General features: G+C 39.0%; 17 protein-coding genes and 4 tRNA genes. 11 read left to right on the plus strand and 10 right to left on the minus strand.

Annotation, left to right across the window (positions count from 1 at the left end; translation table 11 throughout):
* Window positions 1-93 precede the first annotated feature (93 nt).
* The gene (locus tag ACGE0T_RS01400) at window positions 94-1,725 is read left to right on the plus strand and encodes an IS1182 family transposase (RefSeq protein WP_459186734.1); all 1,632 of its coding nucleotides are present in this window, start codon (window positions 94-96) and stop codon (window positions 1,723-1,725) included.
* A 53-nt stretch (window positions 1,726-1,778) separates the two neighbouring features.
* Here ACGE0T_RS01400 and ung read toward each other — a convergent pair whose 3' ends face one another.
* On the minus strand, window positions 1,779-2,441 hold the full coding sequence (gene ung, locus ACGE0T_RS01405; RefSeq protein ID WP_459188780.1) for a uracil-DNA glycosylase: 663 nt from the start codon (window positions 2,439-2,441) through the stop codon (window positions 1,779-1,781).
* A 5-nt stretch (window positions 2,442-2,446) separates the two neighbouring features.
* Window positions 2,447-3,484, minus strand: a complete 1,038-nt coding sequence (gene asnA / locus ACGE0T_RS01410) for an aspartate--ammonia ligase (protein WP_459188781.1) — start codon at window positions 3,482-3,484, stop codon at window positions 2,447-2,449.
* Window positions 3,485-3,678: 194 nt separating this feature from the next.
* On the opposite strand from asnA, the gene ACGE0T_RS01415 reads away from it, so the two are divergent.
* Window positions 3,679-3,752: transfer RNA gene (locus ACGE0T_RS01415), tRNA-Arg, on the plus strand.
* 121 nt (window positions 3,753-3,873) lie between these two features.
* Here the strand turns inward: ACGE0T_RS01415 and ACGE0T_RS01420 are convergent.
* The 3 genes from ACGE0T_RS01420 to ACGE0T_RS01430 all read right to left on the minus strand — a co-directional run bounded on the left by ACGE0T_RS01420 (window position 3,874) and on the right by ACGE0T_RS01430 (window position 6,947).
* Window positions 3,874-4,728 carry a sugar phosphate isomerase/epimerase family protein gene (locus ACGE0T_RS01420; RefSeq protein ID WP_459188782.1) on the minus strand — a complete coding sequence of 285 codons (855 nt, stop codon included), beginning with the start codon at window positions 4,726-4,728 and terminating at the stop codon, window positions 3,874-3,876.
* A gap of 12 nt (window positions 4,729-4,740) precedes the next feature.
* Window positions 4,741-6,246, minus strand: coding sequence for a Gfo/Idh/MocA family oxidoreductase (locus ACGE0T_RS01425; RefSeq protein WP_459188783.1), 1,506 nt, complete (start codon window positions 6,244-6,246; stop codon window positions 4,741-4,743).
* Between the two features lie 122 nt (window positions 6,247-6,368).
* A complete protein-coding gene (locus tag ACGE0T_RS01430) occupies window positions 6,369-6,947 on the minus strand; it encodes an RNA polymerase sigma-70 factor (protein ID WP_459188784.1) in 579 nt (192 codons plus the stop codon).
* 98 nt (window positions 6,948-7,045) lie between these two features.
* On the opposite strand from ACGE0T_RS01430, the gene ACGE0T_RS01435 reads away from it, so the two are divergent.
* The 5 genes from ACGE0T_RS01435 (at window position 7,046) to ACGE0T_RS01455 (ending at window position 16,330) form a co-directional block, all read left to right on the plus strand.
* Window positions 7,046-7,984 carry a FecR family protein gene (locus tag ACGE0T_RS01435; protein ID WP_459188785.1) on the plus strand — a complete coding sequence of 313 codons (939 nt, stop codon included), beginning with the start codon at window positions 7,046-7,048 and terminating at the stop codon, window positions 7,982-7,984.
* Between the two features lie 239 nt (window positions 7,985-8,223).
* Entirely contained in the window at window positions 8,224-11,523 is a 3,300-nt protein-coding gene (locus tag ACGE0T_RS01440) for a TonB-dependent receptor (protein ID WP_459188786.1), read from the plus strand.
* 33 nt (window positions 11,524-11,556) lie between these two features.
* A complete protein-coding gene (locus ACGE0T_RS01445) occupies window positions 11,557-13,077 on the plus strand; it encodes a RagB/SusD family nutrient uptake outer membrane protein (RefSeq protein WP_459188787.1) in 1,521 nt (506 codons plus the stop codon).
* Between the two features lie 96 nt (window positions 13,078-13,173).
* Window positions 13,174-15,810: an alpha-L-rhamnosidase gene (locus ACGE0T_RS01450; RefSeq protein WP_459188788.1), complete on the plus strand. Its 2,637-nt coding sequence runs from the start codon at window positions 13,174-13,176 to the stop codon at window positions 15,808-15,810.
* An 82-nt stretch (window positions 15,811-15,892) separates the two neighbouring features.
* Window positions 15,893-16,330 (plus strand): DoxX family protein, encoded by a 438-nt coding sequence (locus ACGE0T_RS01455; RefSeq protein WP_459188789.1) that lies wholly within the window; start codon window positions 15,893-15,895, stop codon window positions 16,328-16,330.
* 51 nt (window positions 16,331-16,381) lie between these two features.
* Here the strand turns inward: ACGE0T_RS01455 and ACGE0T_RS01460 are convergent.
* The 3 genes from ACGE0T_RS01460 to ACGE0T_RS01470 all read right to left on the minus strand — a co-directional run bounded on the left by ACGE0T_RS01460 (window position 16,382) and on the right by ACGE0T_RS01470 (window position 16,659).
* Window positions 16,382-16,456 (minus strand) — tRNA-Val (locus ACGE0T_RS01460).
* Window positions 16,457-16,482: 26 nt separating this feature from the next.
* A tRNA-Val gene (locus ACGE0T_RS01465) sits at window positions 16,483-16,557 on the minus strand.
* A 27-nt stretch (window positions 16,558-16,584) separates the two neighbouring features.
* Window positions 16,585-16,659, minus strand: a tRNA-Val gene (locus tag ACGE0T_RS01470).
* A 166-nt stretch (window positions 16,660-16,825) separates the two neighbouring features.
* Here ACGE0T_RS01470 and purB point away from each other — a divergent pair.
* The 3 genes from purB to asnS all read left to right on the plus strand — a co-directional run bounded on the left by purB (window position 16,826) and on the right by asnS (window position 21,219).
* On the plus strand, window positions 16,826-18,169 hold the full coding sequence (gene purB, locus ACGE0T_RS01475; RefSeq protein ID WP_459188790.1) for an adenylosuccinate lyase: 1,344 nt from the start codon (window positions 16,826-16,828) through the stop codon (window positions 18,167-18,169).
* A gap of 62 nt (window positions 18,170-18,231) precedes the next feature.
* Complete coding sequence (locus ACGE0T_RS01480; RefSeq protein WP_459188791.1) at window positions 18,232-19,743, plus strand: pseudouridine synthase; 1,512 nt, start codon at window positions 18,232-18,234, stop codon at window positions 19,741-19,743.
* A gap of 69 nt (window positions 19,744-19,812) precedes the next feature.
* A complete protein-coding gene (asnS, locus tag ACGE0T_RS01485; RefSeq protein ID WP_459188792.1) occupies window positions 19,813-21,219 on the plus strand; it encodes an asparagine--tRNA ligase in 1,407 nt (468 codons plus the stop codon).
* A 731-nt stretch (window positions 21,220-21,950) separates the two neighbouring features.
* On the opposite strand, the gene ACGE0T_RS01490 is transcribed toward asnS, so the two are convergent.
* Both ACGE0T_RS01490 and ACGE0T_RS01495 read right to left on the minus strand, forming a co-directional pair.
* On the minus strand, window positions 21,951-22,871 hold the full coding sequence (locus tag ACGE0T_RS01490; RefSeq protein ID WP_459188793.1) for a PKD domain-containing protein: 921 nt from the start codon (window positions 22,869-22,871) through the stop codon (window positions 21,951-21,953).
* A gap of 253 nt (window positions 22,872-23,124) precedes the next feature.
* Window positions 23,125-23,598, minus strand: a complete 474-nt coding sequence (locus tag ACGE0T_RS01495) for an Lrp/AsnC family transcriptional regulator (RefSeq protein ID WP_459188794.1) — start codon at window positions 23,596-23,598, stop codon at window positions 23,125-23,127.
* Window positions 23,599-23,744: 146 nt separating this feature from the next.
* Here ACGE0T_RS01495 and ACGE0T_RS01500 point away from each other — a divergent pair, with 146 nt between their 5' ends.
* Complete coding sequence (locus tag ACGE0T_RS01500; protein ID WP_459188795.1) at window positions 23,745-24,296, plus strand: GNAT family N-acetyltransferase; 552 nt, start codon at window positions 23,745-23,747, stop codon at window positions 24,294-24,296.
* Window positions 24,297-24,305 lie beyond the last annotated feature (9 nt).

The following is a 24,305-nucleotide window of genomic DNA, read 5'->3' on the forward strand; positions in this document are numbered from 1 at the left end:
GGGCTGTCCAAAAAGTCGGATAGCCCCTTTTGCTATTGTTTATTTCGGTAAAAAGTATTATCTTACCGTTGCAAAAAAACAAACATTATAGCAATGGCTAAGATAGTATTTAAAGAGTTAACATCCAACCAAAATGTACTTTTTCCGGCCAGCTTATCGGAAAAGATAGCTCCCAATCATCCCGTTCGTGTTGTAAACAGTGTTGTAGACGCCTTGGATATTAGTTGTCTGCTCTGGGCATATAAAGGAGGAGGTAGCAGCAGCTACCATCCCCGTATGATGCTCAAAGTTCTGTTTTATGCATATCTGAACAATATCTATTCTTGTCGCAAAATAGAAAAGGCCTTGCAGGAGAATATTCACTTCATGTGGTTGTCTGGTAATAGTACTCCCGATTTCCGCACGATCAATGATTTCCGCGGCAAACGTTTAAAAGAACACATAAAATCGTTGTTTTCAGCCATTGTTCTGCTGTTACAGGAATCCGGCTATGTCAGTTTGGATGTACAGTATATCGATGGTACCAAAGTGGAATCAGCATCCAACCGCTACACTTTTGTCTGGCGTGGTAGCGTGGAAAAGAACAAGGTAAAACTGGAGTCGAAAATACAGTCAATCCTTAGTGAGGTTGACAAACATATCGAGCAGGATAAACAGGAAAGGACACCGGATACCTTACCGGATATGGATTCCTGTGGTTTGCGGGAAAAAGTGGGCGCTTTAAACAAACGGCTCTCCGGGATGAACAAAGCTGAGCAGAAACAAATCAAAAAGTTACAGGAAGAATATCTGCCCCGCCTTGCCAAATACGAATCGCAATTAGAGAAATTAGGGGATCGTAATTCTTTCAGTAAGACAGATGAGGATGCGACCTTCATGCGCATGAAAGAGGATCATATGAAAAACGGGCAATTGAAACCTGCCTATAACATACAGATTGCTACAGAGAATCAATTTATTACCAATCTGGGAATTTACAGGCGAGCCGGAGATACGGGAACTTTAATTTCTTTTTTGAAAGATTTTCGAGAGACTTATCATAGGCAATCCTCTATAGTAGTGGCCGATGCCGGTTATGGAAGTGAACAAAACTACGAGTTTATGGAGAATGCGGGTATAGAGGCTTTTGTCAAGTACAATTATTTCCACAAAGAGCAGAAGCGTGCCTGGAAGAAGGATGCTTTTGCCATACAGAACCTTTACTACAACCGGGAAAGGGATTATTACGTATGCCCGATGGGACAACATATGGAATATAAAGGTCAAAGGAAAAGTAAATCCGATTTGGGATATGTATCCATACTGAAGCGTTATCAGGCACAAAATTGTGAGGGGTGCCCGCTGAAATCTCAATGCCATAAATCAAAGGCCAACCGGATCATAGAAGTTAACTATAACCTTAACAGGTATAAACAAAAAGCACGGGAAAAGCTCATGAGTGAGGAAGGTATTTATCATCGGGGCAGACGATGTACAGAACCGGAAGCTGTCTTTGCACAGATAAAGCATAACTCGGCGTGGAACCGGTTTAGATTAAGAGGGTTGGAGAAGGTAAAAACAGAGTTTACCCTGGTTGCTATTGCACATAATCTAAGGAAACTGGCTAAAAAAGCCGGCTTTCTTTTATTGTTTACTTATTTCTGTAGGATGACTTCTCGAAGAGAGATAATTGAGAAGACCAAAGATGTTTTAAAAATAAAAATGGATAATAAACGGGCAGCATAACAAAAAAAGAAGGCATCCTTTTCAGACACCTTCTTTTTATTGGACTTATATTTTTACCATTCAATAGGAGTTTGTCCTGTAGCAATAAGATAATCGTTTGCTTTGCTGAAATGCCCGTTTCCAAAGAATCCACGATAAGCGGATAATGGTGACGGGTGTGCCGATTTTAGGACCAGATTGCGTGAAGAATCTATAAATGCCCCTTTGCGCTGTGCATAAGACCCCCACAAAATATAGACGATGTGATTCCGTTCTTCGGCCAAACGGTGAATAACTGCATCTGTAAATTCCTCCCAGCCTTTATTCTGGTGAGAACCTGCTTGATGGGCACGAACTGTCAGGGTTGCATTGAGCAGAAGGACTCCCTGGTCGGCCCAGCGTAACAGATTGCCGGTTTGAGGAACCGGCTTTCCTAAATCGCTTTCTATTTCTTTAAAGATGTTTACCAATGAAGGTGGAAAAGGTGTTCCATCCTGTACGGAAAAACAGAGTCCATGGGCTTGTCCCGGCTCATGGTAGGGGTCTTGTCCGAGAATGACAACTTTGACTTTGTCAAATGGGCAATGTTCGAATGCACTGAAGATACAAGGTCCCGGAGGATAAATTGTCCGTTGCTTGTATTCATCTTTGACAAAAGTGATTAACTGTTTGAAGTATTCTTTTTCAAACTCAGCGTTTAAACGTTCTTTCCAGCTCTGTTCTATTTTAACATCCATATATATTAGATTAAATACATTCCTGCTGCACGAGCTTCCTGACGCATATCTTCCGGCCAGATACTTGCCTGGATTTCTCCGATATGTGCTTTACGAAGGTAGAACATACACAGGCGGCTTTGTCCGATACCACCTCCGATACTTAATGGAAGTTCATCATTCAACAACCGTTTATGAAAATAGAGTTCTTTCTTTTCTTCTGCGTTGTTGATCTTTAATTGTCGGAGCAATGCATCCTTGTTTACACGAATACCCATCGAAGATAATTCCAGTGAACGGTTCAGTACATCATCCCATACCAGCAAATCGCCATTTAATCCGACTTGTCCGTTTTCTGCAACAGTAGACCAATCATCATAGTCCGGAGCACGCCCGTCATGCTTTTCTCCATTGCTTAACTTACAGCCGATACCAATGATAAATACTGCACCATATTCCTTGGCTATTGCGTCTTCACGCTCTTTCGGGGTAAAGTTAGGATATTTTTGTAATAAATCCTCGGAATGAATAAAATGAATATCTTGAGGTAGAACGGGACGGATATTCGGGAACATCTCATAAACGAGATATTCGGTTCGTACCATAGCTGCATAGATACGGCGTACGATTTCTTTTAGAAAATGAATGTTTCGTTCTTCTGCTGTCATTACACGTTCCCAGTCCCACTGGTCAACATACAAAGAGTGTAAATTGCCTAATTCTTCATCAGAGCGGATGGCGTTCATATCTGTATAGATACCGTATCCTTCTTCAATTCCATAATCAGCCAAAGTAAGACGTTTCCATTTGGCAAGTGAGTGAACAATTTCTGCTTTGGAATCATCCAAATCTTTAATGGGGAATGTAACTGCGCGTTCTGTTCCGTTCAAGTCGTCGTTTATTCCCATGCCCTTTAGTACGAACAAAGGTGCTGTAACACGTCTTAACCGCAGTTCGGACGATAAGTTTTGCTGAAAAAAGTCTTTAATCTTTTTAATCCCCATTTCTGTTTGGGACAAATTTAATAAAGCTTTATATCCTGCCGGTTTAATTAAATAACTCATATTCTTGTGGCTTTATTTTATGAATAATGCGGGGCAAAGATAATGATTAATGAAAAAAGAGCAATTCAAGTCTTGTTTTTATTTGCAAAATGGCAGTGATTTTGTGTTTATTGTTTGCAAAATATCAAAAATGCTGTTTTTTTCATCCTCGGTTTGTTTTCCTCCGATATTATATATACTTTTGCACTGTCTTTGGTTGGGTAGCTTAGCTGAATAGAGCGTCAGATTCCGGTTCTGAAGGTCGTGGGTTTGAATCCCACCCCGATCACAAAATAATTCCTTGATAATCTGTTGATTATTGAGGAATTATTTTTTATGGGATAACTGCTCTTGCATTGAAATAAACATGGGGTTATCTGACTTTTCATTGCCAGACAGCCCCGTATGTTTTATAGAATTTCGTTTGTGGCTTTATTGAAATACTCGATACATTGTTTGATATCCGGAACCGAGTTGTCCCAGTTGTATTCATATTCGATAGAAAAGACTCCTTTGAAATTCTGTTTTTTCAATTCTTTCAACATTTCTTTTACATTCAGAATGCCGGTACCCCAGATTACATCATGTTGTTCTTGATCTCCTTTCACTTTGGGTGCTATATCCTTGAAATGTAAGGATATGATACGCCCTTTCAGTTGTTTTAGACAGTCAATTTGATTCAATCCATTCCGGCGCCAATGACCGACATCAGCACATGAGCCGAGTAATTTACTGCGTTTAGAAATAGCATTCAGCAGGTTCTCCGGTTTCCAATAGGTTGAAGGTTGTGGATGGTTATGTACTGAAATTTGAATGTTATATTGCTTAGACAGCTTTTCAATCAAATCCCAATCTTTTAAAGCCGGTTCGCAACTGATAAACTCAAGTTCCATCGAAGATGCGAATTGAAACATCTTTTTCCAGTCCGATTCGTTTTCGAAGACGCAAACGCCACAACCAATAATCCTAATTCCTTTTGATGCTGCAAGTTTTTTGATTTCTTTTTGAGTCTGTACGTCCAGATTATAATCAAAAACTTTATTGCCCCATTTTCCGCCTAATTTATGACCGGGGAATATTTCGATATATTTTAATCCGAGTTCCTGAGTCTTGTTTAATGCATCGGTTAGAGGAAACTTATGAAACGAATAGGATTGCATGGCAAGCCTCCAGCCGTTTTTTTCTGCTTTAGTTTGTGCTTGTACAGACAGTACCAATATACAACAGATGAAAGCGATTGTTAGTTTGAATAGTCTTTTTATCATATTATTTTCTATTTATTTAGGCATCTCCGGTAATGAGAAACCGTTATTGTAAGTGTGTTTAATCCATTCATTAGCCATCTCAACAGCATTAAATTCTGAAAAACGCCGGTCGAAACGAGGATCTCCGTCTATAACTTTAAAGTTGTCGACAGTTACAATGCTGATTTTATCATTAGGCGAGAGATTTGTAAATTGCATATTCTTGCCATCCCATTGAAGTTCCCGGTGTAATCCTTGTAAGCGAACAGCCAGTACTCCCATTACTACCATTTCGTTGAACGGACCGGAGAATTGAAAATTAGAAGATGCTTCGATACGATTTTCTGCTGATTCTTTGCAAGCTCGTATCCAATCCTGTTCGTGGGCATTTGTATTCCAGATATCGCCGTTACCTCCTTTTACCCTTGGGATGGTTGCTTGGGGTTGGTTAAAATGTTCCATATCCCTGAAAGGTATTAAAGTTGGATTCATGCCATAACATCCAGTCATTATTTTACCTTTTGAACCGACAAAAATAATACCTCCGTTTGAATCGCCCATCATTTCGCCGTCTTTCAATTCTTCCGGGCGGGGAGGCATCAAACCACCATCATACCAGTAGACTTTTACTTCCGGCATTTTAATATATTTTTTTGCCGGGCGTTCCGGAAATGTATATGTTACGATTTGTGCATGTGGAGGTGAATACAGATTACTCAATGTTGAACTACCTATAACACTTGTAGGATATTTCAGGTCGAGAGCCCAGTATACAGGATCCATGATATGACATGCCATGTCACCTAAAGCACCGGTCCCGAAATCCCACCATCCTCGCCAGTTCCAGGGAGTATAAGCACTGTGATAGGGACGTTTTTGGGCAGGGCCGATAAAGAGGTCCCAGTCCAGTGTCTTCGGGCATTTCATGGCTTCATCCGGTTGCATTAGTCCTTGTGGCCAAATGGGACGGTCGGTCCAGCAATGTACTTCTGTTACTTCGCCGATTATACCCGCATGTATCCATTCTGCTACCTGACGACACCAATCGAATGAATTTCCCTGATTACCCATTTGGGTGGCTACTCTGTATTTTTTTGACAGTTTTGTTAATAAACGGGATTCGTAAACAGAGTGGGTGAGTGGTTTTTGGGTATAGCAGTGCTTGCCTAAAGTAATAGCGTGGGCTGTTACCCCGGCATGTGTGTGGTCAGGTGTTGCTACCATAACAGCATCAATAGATTTACCCATTTCATCAAACATCACACGCCAATCTTTGTAACGTTTGGCTGAAGGATAATCTTTAAATGTTTTGTCTGCGTAATGCCAGTCTATATCGCAAAGGGCTACAATGTTTTCCGTATTCATATTAGCCAGATTACGACGTCCCATTCCTCCGACCCCTATACCTGCAATGTTTAATTTGTCACTGGGTGCTACATGACCGAATGGCCTGCCGAGTACTGAGCCCGGTACAATACTAAACCCTACTGCTGCTACTGCTCCCGATTTGAGGAAGCTTCTTCTTGACATATTTTTCATGATTATTAAAATATAAAATATTATAGATGATATTGTGATTCTTGAAGTTGTGTCCTTTTACTATTTAGACACCCTGGATCACAAAGCTACGCAAGAAGGTTTGTCTTTTTGCTAATTTTAACTTACGGGAATAAAAAAACAAGCAGAGGTAAATATTCCCGTAGCTCCTTTTTTAAGTGGTCTGTTGCTTTTTGACGGTAGCGTTCGATCGTTCGTGGCGATACATTCAGTATTTCTGCTATTTCTTCTTTACTTTTACCTTCTATTCTCGACATTTCAAATGCGGTCCGGTATTCTGGGGGTAGTTTAGAAAGTGCCTCGTTTAATTTATTTTCCAACTCATGCAGCATGTAAATATTATCTCCTCCGGTGTCGTATATGGGAGTTCTTTTTGAAACATATTGCATATAGTCTTCAATTGTTCCTTGTTTTCTCAGATAATTCAGGCATTGATTTTTTACACAAGTAATTAAAAAGTTCTTCGCGGAAATATTACAGTTGATTTTATTACGACTTGTCCAAAGCTTGCAAAAAACATCTTGAATAATATCCTCCCTGTCGGCTTGATTGTCAATGTATCTTCTTGCGTACAGGTACAATGCCGGATAAGCATACTCAAACAGGTGGCGATAGGCTTCTTCGTCGTTATTTAAGGTTATTTGTTTTAGTAGTTTGTCAATATTGGGTATCACATTCTCCATTGCGGGCAAATGTATTTATTTAATTTGATAAAAAAAAGTGTTTTTTCGTGTCGTTATTTTCATTTTCGTTTGTCTATTGAATAGAAAAAGTAATAAAAATGGAAGATAAAAATAAAGAAGAAGCAAAGAAATATTTAGAGGAAGCCTATGCTATATCCAACGATATAGATATCTATTGTTCAATAGATGTAGGCAGTGCATATAGACGAAACCTCCAAAAACTCCATTCGATTAACCGGAAGCAGCTGTTTATGAAATATCTATACCGGGTGGCTGCGGTTCTTTTACTTCCATTGTTGACAACAAGTCTGGTGTTGTCCTATCTTTATATCAATCAGAAAGGAGATATAGGAAGAGGGGAAGTTGTTTTTGCAGAAGTGGTTGCCGCTTCTGGGGCTATAACCCGGTTTGAACTGCCGGACCATTCGAAAGTTTGGCTTAATTCAAAAAGTAAGCTTCGTTATCCTGCACAGTTTACCGGAAAAGAGAGAAATGTGTATCTGACAGGTGAAGCCTATTTTGAGGTTGAAGCGGATTCGATACATTTATTTAATGTAATGACACCATCCGGAGTGAAAGTAACAGCAAAAGGAACCCGTTTTAATGTGAATGCTTATGAAGAAGAACTTGTAGAAGCTTGTTTGGAAAAGGGTATTATTGACATTGGCATAAATAATAGAAAAGTGACATTAAAGCCTCAGGAAATGGCTGTGTATAATAAAGCTACCGGGAAACTTCAAATACAGGTTATACAGCTTGATGAGAAAACAGCTTGGAAAGAAGGCAGATTAATTTTTAGAAATACTCGCATAGAGGATGTATTCAAGCAGTTATCCAAACGCTATAACATTGATATCGAGCTGTCCGGAAATATTGATAAGGAATATCGTGTAAGGGCATCATTTGCCGGGGAGACAATCATACAGATTATGAATTATCTGGAGCTTGCTACTCCTATACAATGGTCGATGACGGAAATGACACAACAGAATGATTCGACATTTAGCCGGCAACGAATAAATGTACGGTTTAAATAATATAATGTGCAACTAAAAAAGTAAGCTTATGAATAAGAATGATACCGGATAGTAAAAGTATATAAAGGAAAGACAGGAAAAAGCGCCAACTTTTTCCTGTCCAAGTCGAGCATCAAATCCGGCGCCAACCGAATTTGATTAATTTTAAAATTATAAATCCATACAAAGTTATGAAAAAAACAAATTGGAACAAAGTATATAAAACGGATTGCTCCTTTATTTATAAATCAATACATATTATGAGAGCTAGTATTGTATTTCTGCTTATTATGATTATGCAGCTCCACGCTGAAGAGTCTTATTCTCAAAAGACTGTTTTATCTTTATCGATGAATGGTGTTTCTGTAGAACAGGTGTTAGACCGGATTGAAAAGGATACGGATTATCGTTTCCTTTTTACAGACAGGTCTGTCGAAGTATCCCGTAAGGTGAGTGTTTCAGTGAATAGTTGCAAAATTACGGATGTGCTGGATTTGCTTTTTAAGGATACAGATGTGGCATATAAAATAGTGGATCGCCAGATTATACTATCCCGGGTTACTGCAGTAGACAAGGAAAGGATAATAACCGGAGTAATTAAAGACTCTAAAGGTGAAACGATTGCCGGAGCTAATGTAATTCAAAGAGGGACCACAAATGGGACTATTACCGATATGAACGGTATGTTTAGTATAAAAGTTCCTCGGAATTCCATATTGGTTGTTTCTTATATCGGCTATATTACAAGAGAAGTTCCTACCGGGAGCAAACAAGTTATGGATATTGTCTTACAGGATGATATGCAGGCTTTGGACGAGGTTGTTGTTGTCAGTTATGGTACACAGAAAAAACGGAATTTGACCGGTGCTGTTGCGAAAGTAAATGGAAAAGAGTTAGCGGACCTGCCAGTCGGACAAATCGGGCAAAAGTTGCAGGGGCAGGTTTCCGGTATTCAGATAAACCAGACAACCGGAACTCCAGGGCAAGGTATATCTTTCCGAATCCGTGGTGCAGCTTCTGTAAATGGAGGAAATGAACCGTTGTTTGTTGTCGACGGAATGCCTATCACAACAGGAATCAATAATATAAATCCGGATGAAATAGAGAGTTTTTCAGTTCTAAAGGATGCAGCAGCAACTTCTTTGTATGGTTCTCGGGCAGCAAGTGGGGTCATTTTGATTACAACCAAACGTGGTAAGTCAGGGCGTACGGAAGTAACTTTTAGTGCAAACTACGGTATTCAGGCTGTTCCTAAAAGTCGTCGTCCGGATGTGATGGATGCTCATTCTTTTGCCCGGTATCAGAAAGAATTTTATGAGGATAAGGCTAAATATGAGGGGTATGCCGATGGTGTTCCGGAACCTTATCAAAATCCTGAACAGTATGGAAAGGGTACAGATTGGTATGATGAAATGATACGTACAGCACCGACTCAGAATTATACCTTGAGTATTACAGCCGGTAAGGACCGATTTTCTTCAGCTATTGTAGCTAGTTATTATAATCAGAAGGGAGTAGTGGATAATACAAATTTTGAGCGCTTTTCATTACGTGCTAATAATGATTTCCAAGTAAATGATAAGATAAAAATAGGATTGAATCTGGCACCTACTTTGCAGCTTACCGATTTGCAAAACACGGATGGTCCTTGGTGTATTATGTCTTCCGGTTTGTTGGCTTCACCGATTTTGAGTCCGTATGAGGAAGATGGTAGCTATAAAATGGCATTGAATGCGCCGGGAATGTTCCCTCAGCCTAACTGGTTGAGAGTATTGAATGAAAGACAGGAAAAGTTTAAGGGGATAACATTATTAAGTAATGCCTTTGCTGAGGTGGAACTGTATAAAGGGTTGAAATATAAAATACAGGCGAATATAGAGTTGCAGGGTAATAACCACAGGCAGTTTATTCCTTCTACAGCCGCTGGTGCAATGTTTGTGGCACCTCCCCAGAAAGCGACCGGATATTATTTTAGTAAGTTCGTATATAACTGGAATGTCGAAAATATGTTGACTTATAACCAACGGTTTGGGCAACATTCGATTGATGCATTGATCGGTTATTCCGCACAGAAATTCCGTGAAGAATATAATGAATTATCTGGTACAGATTATCCAGACGATTCTATTTCGTGGTTGAATGTTGCTGCTACAAAAAATGGTTCGAATTATTTGGAAGAATGGGCTCTGGTGTCGTTAATCGGTCGTGTGAATTATAGTTTTAAAGACCGCTATTTGCTTCAGGCAACTTTCCGTCGTGATGGTTGTTCACGCTTCGGGTCCAGTAATAAATATGCTAATTTCCCTTCTATTTCTGCTGGATGGATTATCTCGGATGAACCGTTTATGGAAAAGGTAACGCCTGTGATGAATTACCTGAAATTGCGTGCCAGTTATGGTTTAACAGGTAATTATAATGTAGGTGGTAATTATAAATATATCCCTTCCATGGGAGATGCCAATTATATATTTGGGGATGCTTTAACACCGGGTAAGGCTCTGAATAGTTTAGGTAATAATAAGCTAACTTGGGAGACGACAAAGCAGTTTGACCTTGGGATTGATTTTAGTTTCCTGAATGACCGTATTTTTGTAATGTATGATTATTATTATAAGTATACGGATGGAATGCTGTTCCGGATTGATATTCCGGTAGGTTCCGGTTTTTCAAATGTAGATGCCAATATCGGAGATTATAAATCGTGGGGACATGAAATCACCATTAATACCAAAAATATGGTGAATGAGTTTAAATGGGATACCAATTTTAATATTTCGTTTAATAAGAATGAAATAATGAAACTGGGCACAAACGATACACCTGTTGGTGGATACACTGCAAACCAGGACTATAATCGCTTACAGGTAGGTCAGCCTATTGGCGTTTTCGTGGGATATGTATTTGATGGTGTTTATATGAATGAAGAAGAATTTGAGTCGCAACCAAAACATGTCACTTCAGAAGTAGGTTCAGTAAGAATGAGGGATGTAAGTGGTCCGAATGGTGTACCTGACGGCGTTATCGATACTAACGACCGTATAATAATCGGTGACCCGAATCCGGATTTTATTTTTGGTATGACGAATGAGTTTTCTTATAAAAACTTTGATTTGAGTATACTTTTGACAGGTTCTGTAGGGGGAGATATAATTGATGAAATGCGCCAGTTTACTGATAATTTGGATGGGGTATTTAATGTTCGCAATGAGGTGGCGGAACGTTGGCGTTCGCCAGAGAATCCTGGTAATGGATTAGTACCCAGAACAAAGTCAGGAACAACGGAATTATATCGTCTGACACATAGTGGGTGGGTGACAAAAAATTCTTATTTGTCTTTAAAGAATATTACGTTGGGGTATACAATCCCTTTCAAGCCGAACGCATATATTTCTAAAGCAAGAGTTTTCTTTAGCGGTCAGCAGTTGGCTGTATGGTCTAAATATAAAGGTATGAATCCAGAAGTTAGTGCCGGTGGTGCCAATTGGCAGTTTTTGGGGGTCGATCGTGTAGCCTATCCAGTACCTCGTACATTTAGCATTGGCTGTAATATTACTTTTTAATTTTAATTTGTAGTAGTTAAATAAGAGCATATTATGAAAAATATATTTGTTATTTTAGCGTTAAGCATGTTAACAGCATGTTCGAGTGATTTCCTTGACATAAAGCCGGAATATTATCCCAATGGCGGTGCTTTTTATGAAACGGAAAACCAGTTTGAGCAGGCAGTAGCGGGTATGTATTCTACCATGAGAGGGACAGTAGGTATTCCTGGATTTATAATGGGAGAGATGCGTTCCGATAATACTCATTACACCCGCTATGAAGCAAACCGGGCATGGGGAGATTATGAAGAAGTTGCAGATTTTACGGACGATAGTGAAGATGTCAATACGAATAGTATGTATACGACTTGTTATCAGGGGATTTCCCGTGCCAATACAATTCTGAACCGTATAGAAGGAAAACCTTTTTCGGAAAATTTTATTCGAGAGGTAACCGGACAGGCTTACTTTTTTAGGGCTTATTATTATTTTTGCCTGGTCCGCTTTTATGGTGGAGTCAGCCTGTATTTGGATGAAGTGAGCGATCCGGAAAGTTCTTTTCTTCCGCGTGCCAGTGTAGATGAGGTATATGAGGTTATTCTTGATGATGCAAAAAATGCTGTATCTTTATTAGATAAACCGGCTTTCCCTCAAAATGGAAAAATTAGTCAAGGAAGTGCACGTATGTTGTTAGCAAAGGTATTGATGACTAAACCTCAGCGGGATTATAGTGAAGCTATCCGTCAGTTGCAGGAAATTATGAAGATGGGATATGATTTGATGTCTACCTATGAAGACGTATTTGATACCAGTAAGAAAAACAATATAGAATCCTTGTTTGAAGTGCAATATCAGCAAGGAAATCAGGGACAGAATAGTGACTGGCTATATCGTTTCATTCCAAAAACAGCGGAGGCCGAATTGATTACCGGTGTTCCTAATTCTAATACAATAGGTGAAGGTGGTTGGAATGTCCCGACTCAGGAAATGGTAGATTCTTATGAATCGGGTGATGAACGATTGCTTTTCTCAATTAAATCTGCCGTGGGAAATACAAACAGTGATGGTTTGTTTGTTTTGGAGGCTGTTTTGAATGTTGATGATTCCCGGATTGGAAATTATAGTTCTTCCTATTATTTCATTAATAAATATCGGCATCCTCACTCAAGACTCATGAACACGGATGATAACTGGCCAATATATCGTTATTCGGATGTACTCCTTTCCTTAGCAGAATGTTATGTGGAGACAAATCAGGCCAACCTGGCGTTACCGTTGGTTAATCAAGTACGGAACAGGGCAGGACTTCCATCTGTATCGACTGTAACGGCAGATTTGGTTGCTGACGAGCGCCGGCATGAATTTGCATTTGAAAATCAGCGTTGGTTTGATTTGGTTCGTACAGGGAAAGCCATAGAGGTAATGACCGAACATGGTAAACGGATGAAGGCTCTTTATCCTTATATTCAGAAAAGAGCTTATAATGTTACAAAGGAGAGACTTGTTTATCCTATACCATATCGGGAGTTACAAATAAATACACAATTGAAACAGAATCAGGGATACAATTAATTTACAGGGAAATTTTTTGGTTAGTTTTTGATGGGCACAGATTTGTAAATAAAAAATCTGTGCCTGTTAATTTGAAGCCTTTAATATGTTTATGTTATGAGTGAAGTCCATAAAATAATATATATATGTTTGATTGTTCTGTCTCTTTCCGGATGTAAAAAAGTTGACAGGATAGAAGTTGTGAATTTACGTTGTGAATATCAAAAAGCACCTTTGGGTGTGGATACCCCTCGCCCCCGCTTTGTATGGAGTTTTGCTGGAAAGAATGGCTTATTTATACAACATGCTTATCAGATTCAGATAGCTTCATCGGTTGGTTTGTTGGAAAAAGGAAAGGCGGATATATGGATTTCCGGCAAAGTTCAGACTTCTGTAGCCAGATGTACATATGACAGTGGGATTTGTTTGGAATCCCATCAACGATATTATTGGAAGGTTATAATTTGGGATAAGCAGGGACAATCAATAGAATCTCCTGTAGATAGTTTTGAAATGGGGAAGATGGGTTTGGCGGATTGGCAGGCTATCTGGATAACTGATTGGCTGGATAAAGATTTCGCTTCGGCTCCTATGTTCAGAAAAGTCTTTGAAGTGAAAGAAAAGCCATTATCTGCCCGTGCCTATGTTTCTGGATTAGGATATTTTGAAATGTTCCTGAACGAAAAGCAAATAGGGAATTCTTATCTGGAACCGGGATATACGCATTTTGACAAACGGGTACTATATTCTGTATATGATATAACTTCGCAGGTTGTAGGAGGAAAGAATGTGGTGGCCGCCGTATTAGGTAACGGTTGGTTTAATATGCAATCCAAAGGTGTCTGGGATTTTGAAAAAGCACAATGGAGAGCGCGTCCACAGTTACTTTGTGAGATACATTTGTTGTATGCGGATGGTTCTACACAAGTTATTTCAACGGATACTGATTGGAAAACTGCAACAGGCCCTTATCTGTTCAATAGCCTTTATAGTGGGGACATATATGATGCAAGGGCTGAAATTGAAGATTGGAAAAAGGTGTCATGTGATGAGACGAACTGGAAACAGGCAAAAGCTGTGTCTGCGGATTTCCAGCCGGTATTACAATCGCAGAATATGCCTCCTGTTCGGATTAAAAAAGAGATTTGTCCGGTTAATATGCACAAGTTTAACGATACATTGTATGTATATGATTTTGGCGAGAATATTTCCGGGGTTTGCCGCCTAGAAGTAAAAGGCGAGCCGGATACTCATGTTTTTATAAAACATGGGGAAATGCTTGATGAAGAGGGACGGTTAGATCAGAGTAACATCGATATCTATTTTACTCCGATAGACTCGGTGGAAAGATTTCAACAGGATGTTTTTATATTGAAAGGGAAAGGGGAAAATGAAGTGTTTATTCCTTCTTTTACGTATCATGGTTTTCAATATGTAGAAATAGAAAGCGATAAGCCTGTTCTGTTGACCATTCAGTCGTTAACAGGGCTGTTTGTTCATACGGATGTTGAACCTGTGGGTATGTTCTGTTGTTCGGATACGGTTTTAAATCGTTTATGGGAAGCTACCAATCGTTCTTATCTGAGTAATTTGCATAGTATTCCTACGGATTGTCCGCAACGGGAAAAGAATGGTTGGACTGCCGATGCATATATTGCCATTGACCTGGCATTGTTGAATTATGACGGTATTTTATTTTATGAAAAATGGATGCGCGATTTTGTTGATAATCAGAGAAATAATGGACGTATTTCCGGAATCATACCAAGTTCTGGGTGGGGATATGACGATTGGATAGGGCCTGTATGGGATGCAGCTTTATTTGTTATACCCTATGCACTTTATATGTATTATGGTGATACCCGTTGTATAGAGCAAGTTTATGAGACTTGCCGGAATTATTTGGAATATCTACAGACTCGTGAAGTGGAGGGGTTACTGACCTACGGATTGGGAGACTGGGTATTTTATAGGGAACAAACGCTGGTAGAATATACTTCTTCCTGTTTTGCTTATCTGGATTATATACGGATGACACAGTTTGCTGAACTATTAGGATATGATTCTGCATATTATAAAGAAAAGGCGGCTGCTTTGAAAAATAGGATTAATGAGAAATTTTTTCATCCGGAAACAGGCATATATGCAAATGGTACACAAACGTCTCAGAGTTTGGCGTTGTATTTGGATATAGTTCCTGAAGAAAAACAATCATTAGTAGCTGAAAAATTGGCTGAGAAAGTGAGAAATAACGGAGGTTCTCTGGATTTTGGCTTACTGGGTAGTAAATATGTTCCGTCTGTGTTATCCCATTATGGCTATACAGAATTAGCTTATCATATGATCGTAAAAGATACACATCCGTCCTGGGGCTATTGGATAAAGAAAATGAATGCTACGACTTTATATGAAACATGGTTGATAGATGAGAATAGAAAGGATGCTTCATTGAATCACGCTTTTTTAGGGAATATAAGTGCCTGGATGTTTAATGTCATAGCTGGGATTAATTATGATGAAAATAATCCGGGGTTTGCACACTTTGTTATTAAACCGCATTTTATACAGGAACTTGATTGGGCTGAGGCTACATATAAGTCAGTTCGTGGACTTATTGTTTCCAAATGGAGACGGGAAGGCGAAACAATTGTGCTTAATGTGACTGTTCCGCCTAATACACAAGCAACTTTGTATACCGATTCTGCCACGGTATTAGGAGGTGGAGAGTATTGCTTCAGGATAAAGAGCAGGTAAGCGGACTGAAACGTGAAATGTAAGTTTATTGAACCTTTTAATGTATTGTTTTGTTTTCTTATAAAATGAAAAATAAAATAATATGTTGAAGATTTATAAATTTTTATTTCCCCAGAAGCCGGATGGAACGGCAATCTCTTTGTTGTTATTAGCTCTTCGTCTTCTTTTTGGAGGACTGTTGTTAAGTCATGGTCTACAGAAGTGGACTAATTATTCGGAAATGTCTGCCACATTTCCAGACCCGTTAGGTGTGGGTAATTCTGTATCTTTAGGCTTGGCTATTTTTGGAGAGATGTTATGTTCTGTAGGATTTATTTTCGGGGCGCTTTATCGTTTGGCTATGATACCGATGATATTTACAATGGGAATGGCTTTCTTTGTTATTCACGGGGCGGATCCGTTTGCCGTGAAGGAGTTAGCTTTCATTTATTTGGTAGTTTTTGTATTGATGTATATAGTGGGACCGGGAAAGTATTCGATAGACCGTATTATATCGGTGCCCTTACACCAAAGACGTTAAAAATAGGGCATAAAAAAAGGACGTGTTATAAAAACATGTCCTCTTTTTTTGTGGGCGTTGACGGATTCGAACCGCCGACCCTCTGCTTGTAAGGCAGATGCTCTGAACCAGCTGAGCTAAACGCCCGAATGTGAAATCCTTTTGGTTATCAGTGGGCGTTGACGGATTCGAACCGCCGACCCTCTGCTTGTAAGGCAGATGCTCTGAACCAGCTGAGCTAAACGCCCAAAAGTGAAATCAATTCGTTATGAAAGTGGGCGTTGACGGATTCGAACCGCCGACCCTCTGCTTGTAAGGCAGATGCTCTGAACCAGCTGAGCTAAACGCCCTTTCATTTTCAGTAAATTTATATGCTTTATCTCTCTAAAGCGCTGCAAAGATACGGCTTTTTTTATTCTCTCCAAATTTTTTGCGAAAAAAGTAGAAAAAAGTTCCAGCTCTGCCCTGTATGTTTAAGAATTATAGTACCTTTGCATCTCTATATTAATAATGTATATGAAATTTTCTACACTAACAGCAATATCACCTGTAGACGGGCGATATAGGAATAAGGCTGAAAATCTGGCTGCCTACTTCTCTGAATATGCACTCATTAAATACAGAGTGCAGGTTGAGATCGAGTATTTTATTACTTTGTCTGAATTTCTTCCGCAATTAAATGCTTTGGCAACAGCGGAAAATAAACAAGCTCTGCGGAAAATTTATCAGGACTTTTCTGTTGAAGATGCAACGCGTATAAAAGAGATAGAGAGCATAACAAATCATGATGTAAAAGCAGTAGAGTATTTTATCAAAGAAAAATTTGATTTACTGTCTTTGCAGGAGTATAAAGAATTTATTCATTTCGGGTTGACATCCCAGGATATAAACAATACATCCGTACCTTTGTCTATCAAAGATGCTTTGAACGAGGTGTATTATCCGGGACTTCAGGAAGTGATAGATCTGTTGAAGCAATATGCTGAAGCATGGGCCGAAATACCTATGCTGGCAAAAACTCATGGACAGCCGGCTTCTCCTACACGTTTGGGAAAAGAAATTATGGTATTTGTGTACCGCCTGGAACAGCAGGTGGCTTTGTTGAAAGCAGTTCCTGTCTCTGCCAAATTTGGTGGTGCGACAGGTAATTTCAATGCACATAACGTTGCCTATCCGGAATATGACTGGCGTGCATTTGGTAACAAATTTGTAAATGAAGTGTTGGGTCTTAGCCGTGAGGAATGGACTACACAGATTTCAAATTATGACAATCTTGCTGCAATTTTTGATGGCATGAAGAGAGTCGATACTATCCTGATTGACTTGTGCCGTGATTTCTGGCAATATGTTTCAATGGAATATTTCAAGCAAAAGATTAAGGCTGGTGAAGTCGGATCTTCTGCAATGCCTCATAAGGTAAACCCGATTGATTTTGAAAATGCAGAAGGTAATTTGGGAATGGCGAATGCCATCTTAACGCATTTGGCTATGAAATTGCCTATATCTCGTTTGCAGCGGGATTTAACAGACTCTACAGTGTTACGTAATGTGGGTGTCCCGATGGCTCATATTGAAATAGCATTCAAAAGCTTAACAAAAGGCCTGGGAAAATTGTTATTAAATGAGAAAGCTTTGTATCAGGACTTGGATCAATGTTGGGCTGTGGTAGCCGAAGGTATCCAAACTATTTTGCGCCGGGAAGGTTATCCGAAACCTTATGAAGCGTTAAAAGCTTTGACTCGTACAAATGAAGGAATTACATCTGAATCGATACGTAGTTTTATTGATACATTGCAGGTGAGTGATGCTGTTAAAGCTGAATTAAAGGCGATTACGCCTCATAATTATACAGGAATTTAGAGAGAAACAGGTGGTAGCCGTGAGGCTACCGAATTATTTAATTATCATTTAATTCGTAGCAAATGAGTACAGAAGAAAGAGATGAAACTCAACCGCGTCCAAGGAAAGTGATACCAAGTATCAGACGAGAAAACACAGACCAGGATTCTGAACGGAGACCTTACAACCAAGGTTATAACAGACCTGAAGGAAACAACTATGAACGGAGATCGTATAACCGTCCTAATTGGGAAGACCGTGGCGGTTATAATTCTTATGGTGACAGACCAAGTCGTCCGCGTACGTACGATAACAACCGTGAGGGTGGTTACAACAAACCTTATAACCGTGACAATGGCGGAAACCGTAATTATGGAAACCAGGGTGGTTATAACAATTCACGGTCGTCTTATGGAAACAACCGGTCGTATAATCAGGGGGGATATGGCAACAATAATGACCGTCCTCATGGTAATAATAATTATTATGGGAATGACCGTCCATCGTATAACCGTCCTTCCCGTCCGAATTATGAAGACCGTGGAAAAGCTTATTCTGCAACTCCTTCAGGTGAAGGTGTTTCAGGAGATGGCATGAAAAAAAGAAGACCTCGTGTTGGTGATGCTCGTGTAACATCATTCGATCGTAATGAACATCGCGATAACAACAGAGGCTATGGGAATAATAACCGTTATGGTAATAGTGGAGGTTATGGCAATAGCGGAGGCTATGGTAATCACAGAGGCTATGGCAATAATGGTGGTGGCTATGGAAATCGTCGTCCGAGCAATAATAATCGTTCCGGAGACTATAATCCAAATGCCAAATATAATTTCCAGAAACAGTTAAAGTATAAGGAAGTCTTGGCAGATCCGAACGAACCAATTCGTTTGAACAAATTTTTGTCAAATGCCGGTGTTTGTTCACGTCGTGAAGCTGATGAATTTATCCAGTCGGGGGTAGTTAAAGTTAACGATGCAGTAGTAACTGAATTGGGAACAAAGATTACGCGTCAGGATAAGGTTACATTCCAGGATCGTCCTGTCCAGATTGAAAGCAAGATCTATATCGTCTTGAATAAGCCGAAGAATTGTGTAACAACATCTGATGATCCTCAGGAACGTTTGACGGTAATGGATTTAGTAAAAAATGCATGTCAGGAACGTATTTATCCGGTAGGACGTTTAGACCGTAATACAACAGGTGTCCTGTTATTGACTAATGATGGAGATTTGGCTTCTAAATTGACTCATCCGTCTTATAAGAAGAAAAAGATTTATCATGTATGGTTGGATAAGAATGTAACGGTTGAAGATATGGAAAAGATTGCAAATGGATTGGAACTTGAAGATGGTGAAATCCACGCAGATGCAATTAGTTATGCCAGCGAAGAGGATAAAAGCCAGGTGGGTATTGAAATCCATTCCGGTCGTAATCGTATCGTTCGTCGTATTTTCGAATCATTGGGCTATCACGTGATTAAACTTGATCGTGTATACTTTGCCGGACTGACTAAAAAGAACCTGGGACGCGGAAAATGGCGTTATCTGAATGAAAGAGAGGTTAATACTCTCCGAATGGGAGCTTTTGAATAAGAAATATAGAGTTAGCCGGTTGAGATGCCGGCTAACTTGTTTTGATTATCTAAGATTAAAAATATAAACATGGAAGCAATTAAAAGAACAAAAATTGTAGATGTACTGAAGAGTGAGGCTTACGGTACGACCGTTAATGTTAAGGGATGGGTTCGTACCCGTCGTGGTAGCAAACAAGTTAGCTTTATAGCTTTGAATGACGGTTCTACAATTAATAATGTTCAGATCGTTGTAGACGTGGAAAAATTAGGGGAGGAATACCTTAAGCCTATTACAACGGGTGCCAGCATAAATGTAAACGGAATATTGGTACAATCTCAGGGAAAGGGACAGAATGTAGAAATTCAGGCTACCGAGATTGAAATTTATGGGACTGCCGATGTGAATACATATCCTTTGCAGAAGAAGGGGCACTCTATGGAGTTCTTGCGTGAGATAGCTCATTTGCGTCCCCGTACGAATACATTTGGTGCAGTATTCCGTATCCGTCATAATATGGCTTATGCAATTCATAAATTTTTCCATGACAGAGGTTTCTTTTATTTCCATACACCTATTGTTACAGCATCCGATTGCGAAGGTGCCGGACAGATGTTTCAGGTAACAACAATGAACTTATATGATCTGAAGAAGGATGAAAACGGCTCAATTATTTATGATGACGACTTCTTTGGAAAACAGGCAAGTTTAACAGTTTCCGGACAGCTTGAAGGTGAATTGGCAGCAACAGCATTGGGACAGATTTATACATTTGGGCCGACTTTCCGTGCTGAAAACTCAAATACTCCGCGGCACTTGGCTGAGTTTTGGATGATTGAACCGGAAGTTGCATTCAATGATATCCTTGATAACATGGATCTGGCAGAAGACTTTATTAAATATTGTGTTCGCTGGGCGTTGGATAATTGTATGGATGATATTAAGTTCTTGAACGACATGTTCGATAAGGAATTAATAGCACGTCTGGAAGGTGTATTAAAAGATGAATTTGTACGTTTGCCATATACCGAGGGTATTAAGATTCTTGAAGAGGCAGTAGCTAAGGGGCATAAATTCGAATTCCCTGTTTATTGGGGTGTTGATTTGGCTTCTGAGCATGAGCGTTTCTTGGTCGAAGACCATTTTAAACGTCCGGTTATCCTGACAGATTATCCGAAAGAAATCAAAGCGTTCTATATGAAGCAGAACGAAGATGGAAAGACTGTCCGTGCAATGGATGTTCTATTCCCGAAAATCGGAGAAATTATTGGTGGATCTGAGCGTGAAGCTGATTATGATAAGCTGCAAAACCGCATCAATGAATTGGGCATACCCATGAAGGATATGTGGTGGTATTTGGATACCCGCCGTTTCGGTACAGTTCCTCATTCAGGGTTTGGCCTGGGATTTGAACGTTTGCTGTTATTCGTAACAGGAATGACAAATATCCGCGACGTCATACCGTTCCCGCGTACCCCGAAAAATGCAGATTTCTAAAATAGAACTGTATAGAATAAAACTTTAGTTGAAAAAGAGGATAGTGGAGTGAATTATATTTACTTTACTTTCCTCTTTTCTGTTTTATTTTTTCCTGACTTCGTCAATGTATGCCCCGGAACTTTTCATCGAACGCTTGTTCAATCTTTTGATGGCGTTTCATGACTATTATTCTGGTCACGTACTTTTATTGGCATAAAGCTTCGTGTTACAAATTTATCTGTCATAACTATCATAATGCATGGTAAAATGCTGTATACAAGATGGTTGTAGTTATGATAGTTCAAAAATCAACTATCATAATTGTCATCATACTATCATAAGGGGAAAATATCAAAATATTGTTTGTCAGGTGTTTATCTGTTCTTCATAAGAACAAGAACCTCGCGTGATCTGCTTATTAGATACCTTATTTCGCTTCAAAAGTTTACTAAAATTGAATATCATCTTCCGTCTCCGCCTTGCCTGATATTTCATGAACAACATAGAAATGTACCATAAATAGTCTGTTTTTTACATTAAATCACTACATATTCATCCCCAAATGCCCATTTAGAGCCAGTTTATACCCAGGTCTGAACGATGCCGACACCTGGGCCTCCAGTAGCTCGACACCCGGGTGCCGAGCACTTTTTAGTACTGCTAATGCAAGAAAAATATACTGCTAATACAAAGATTATCAATGCTTTTTATCAAATGGTGCAGTGATTTATTCTCCCTTGTATTTTGGTTCATTCTTTTACATGAATTTTTACATTATAATGGACTCCATAGCCCCCCTTTTCATATGTGCTTCCTTTTTTGACATAGAGATTGTAGGTGCCATCAATTCCATAATAAAGATCACTTAATTTGGGATTATTTGTAATGTCTAATTCTTTTAAGTACATGTTTCGGCAATGTAATGTTTCCAGATTTTTCGCATTTGTAATATTCAATGATTTGATAAGTGTATTTTCACATTCTAAATAGATTAATTGAGTTGCAGAACTTATATCCAGAGTGTCAATATAATTAACGCCGCATTCAATTGCTTTTAAATTCGTGCATTTTCCAATATTTAAATACTTCATTTTATTGGCACGGCAATCCAGCCATTCCATATTTGTACAATTACTTAAATCTAAAGAATCAGTTCCGATACCACTACAGGATAAGTAACGTAGATTGTTGCAGTTTTTTAGTTCCAGATTTCCTCTTGTAGAAGCAAGTGCGAAGTCTAAAGACATTAATGTCGGACTCTCTATAGTGAAGGTCTTAATCCAATTCATTGCAGAATAATGCCCTTGTGGCCAATCTAATTTTAATCTGTATAAATTCTTGGCTGTTACAGTAACTGCATAGGTCCCTTGCTGTTTATAATTATGTTTGTTTGTAGTGCTGTCTTGTGTCCCGTCTCCCCAGTCTATATATAGAGTCTCAGGTTCAGGACAAGTGTCGTACTGGGTTAAGATTTTATCCCATAAATTAGTTGGGGAATGAGCTGCATTCCATATTTTCTCTGTTTTGAGCAGTAGGGGAGATCTGGGGTTGGCAATGTCTACAGTCATCTTAATAGTTGTAATGTCTTTGTTTATCGCTTGATTTCCAAACTGTGAACAAGCGGTAATCAGCATAAATAATAGCATTAAATAGATAGGCGTCTTTTTCATTTTCATTTATTTTTGTTATTCGTAATAAGTAATTACTTTTCTGTACCGAATCAATAAGTAGCCTTACCGTGATGTCATGTAATATTGTGTTCTTGTTCTACGTCGTGAGAGCTTTCTTTAATGTTAAGTAGGGTTTTGCTAATTCTGCTTTATATCCCGCTTTTATCTGTTTTTAATTAGCAAATTGGTGTAATTTATTTCTATCACTTACTCTCTTTGTTGTGATGTGAGGCAGAGAGTAAGTGATGGTTTTTTATTCTTCATCTTCCAGATTAATCGGAATTTGTTTTTTAAATGCTTCTTTAAAGGATATCAGCGACTCTGTCCGTGCTAATCCTAATGGTTGTAATTTTTTATGGATAATGCTGAGCAGGTGCTGGTTGTTTTTTGCATATATCTTGATAAATAAATCATATTGTCCTGTAGTATAATGGCATTCCACTACTTCCGGTATTTGCCTCAATGCCTCTGTCACAGAGGGAAATTGTCCCGGTGATTTGAGGAATAATCCCATATAGGCACATGTCTCATAGCCTACTTTCGTATTATCGACAATAAATTCGGAACCTTTTATTACTCCCAGATTAGTCAACTTTTGTATGCGTTGATGAATAGCGGCCCCCGATACATTACATTCTCTTGCCACTTCGAGGAAAGGCATGCGGGCATTTCCGATAATTAGTTTTAGTATCTTTTCGTCTAATTCATCCAGTTGATGATGTGCCATAATTTCTGTATATTTGTATATATGTAGTATAGAATCTTACATTCTAAATACAAATATAACTAATCTCTAATGATTAATGGATATTGTTTGGATAAATATTTTAGTTTGTAAGTTTCTTTTTTAGTAATCATTAAAATTGACGTTTTATGAGTTTGAAGCCATCAGTTGTTTGTGTACCGGTGAAGGATGTATCGGATCCGTTGTTGAATCGGATAGAGAAGACTTATAATGATTCTTTTCCGGAAGTAGAGCGCCGTGATTTTGCTCTTGTGCGTGATCTGTTGTCGGACGAACCCCGTTTTGTAATATATGCATTGTTAAGAGGCGATGAATATGTAGGTTTTATCACCAAATGGACTTTTGATGATTTTGCTTATATCGAACATTTTGCTATTGATGCGGCAGCCCGTAATGGAGGTATTGGTGCTAAGGCTATGGAGCAATTTCTTGCCATCTGTGGTTCTCCTATAGTTATAGAGGTAGAAATCCCCGAAGATGAAATGAGTAAGCGTAGAATTGGCTTTTATGAGCGTTTAGACTTTGTTTTGGATTCTCATGTATATTATCAGCCTCCATATCGTCAGGGAGAAGATGGGCTTGAAATGCGCCTGATGAGTTATGGCCAAATAGATCTGTCGGATTCTTTTGATGGAGTCAAGCAAATTATTTACAAACATGTATATGGTGTCAATATATAAAATAAAAAA

It is taken from the genome of Parabacteroides sp. APC149_11_2_Y6 (genome assembly GCF_054506995.1).

Coding starts and splice junctions, on each gene's coding strand:
- asnA (WP_459188781.1), bottom strand. CDS start 3,484: ATGAGTTATTTAATTAAACCGGCAGGATATAAAGCTTTATTAAATTTG.
- ACGE0T_RS01500 (WP_459188795.1), top strand. CDS start 23,745: ATGAGTTTGAAGCCATCAGTTGTTTGTGTACCGGTGAAGGATGTATCG.
- asnS (WP_459188792.1), top strand. CDS start 19,813: ATGGAAGCAATTAAAAGAACAAAAATTGTAGATGTACTGAAGAGTGAG.
- purB (WP_459188790.1), top strand. CDS start 16,826: ATGAAATTTTCTACACTAACAGCAATATCACCTGTAGACGGGCGATAT.
- ACGE0T_RS01420 (WP_459188782.1), bottom strand. CDS start 4,728: ATGATAAAAAGACTATTCAAACTAACAATCGCTTTCATCTGTTGTATA.
- ACGE0T_RS01440 (WP_459188786.1), top strand. CDS start 8,224: ATGAGAGCTAGTATTGTATTTCTGCTTATTATGATTATGCAGCTCCAC.
- ACGE0T_RS01425 (WP_459188783.1), bottom strand. CDS start 6,246: ATGAAAAATATGTCAAGAAGAAGCTTCCTCAAATCGGGAGCAGTAGCA.
- ACGE0T_RS01450 (WP_459188788.1), top strand. CDS start 13,174: ATGAGTGAAGTCCATAAAATAATATATATATGTTTGATTGTTCTGTCT.
- ACGE0T_RS01490 (WP_459188793.1), bottom strand. CDS start 22,871: ATGAAAAAGACGCCTATCTATTTAATGCTATTATTTATGCTGATTACC.
- ACGE0T_RS01445 (WP_459188787.1), top strand. CDS start 11,557: ATGAAAAATATATTTGTTATTTTAGCGTTAAGCATGTTAACAGCATGT.
- ACGE0T_RS01495 (WP_459188794.1), bottom strand. CDS start 23,598: ATGGCACATCATCAACTGGATGAATTAGACGAAAAGATACTAAAACTA.
- ung (WP_459188780.1), bottom strand. CDS start 2,441: ATGGATGTTAAAATAGAACAGAGCTGGAAAGAACGTTTAAACGCTGAG.
- ACGE0T_RS01455 (WP_459188789.1), top strand. CDS start 15,893: ATGTTGAAGATTTATAAATTTTTATTTCCCCAGAAGCCGGATGGAACG.
- ACGE0T_RS01435 (WP_459188785.1), top strand. CDS start 7,046: ATGGAAGATAAAAATAAAGAAGAAGCAAAGAAATATTTAGAGGAAGCC.
- ACGE0T_RS01480 (WP_459188791.1), top strand. CDS start 18,232: ATGAGTACAGAAGAAAGAGATGAAACTCAACCGCGTCCAAGGAAAGTG.
- ACGE0T_RS01400 (WP_459186734.1), top strand. CDS start 94: ATGGCTAAGATAGTATTTAAAGAGTTAACATCCAACCAAAATGTACTT.
- ACGE0T_RS01430 (WP_459188784.1), bottom strand. CDS start 6,947: ATGGAGAATGTGATACCCAATATTGACAAACTACTAAAACAAATAACC.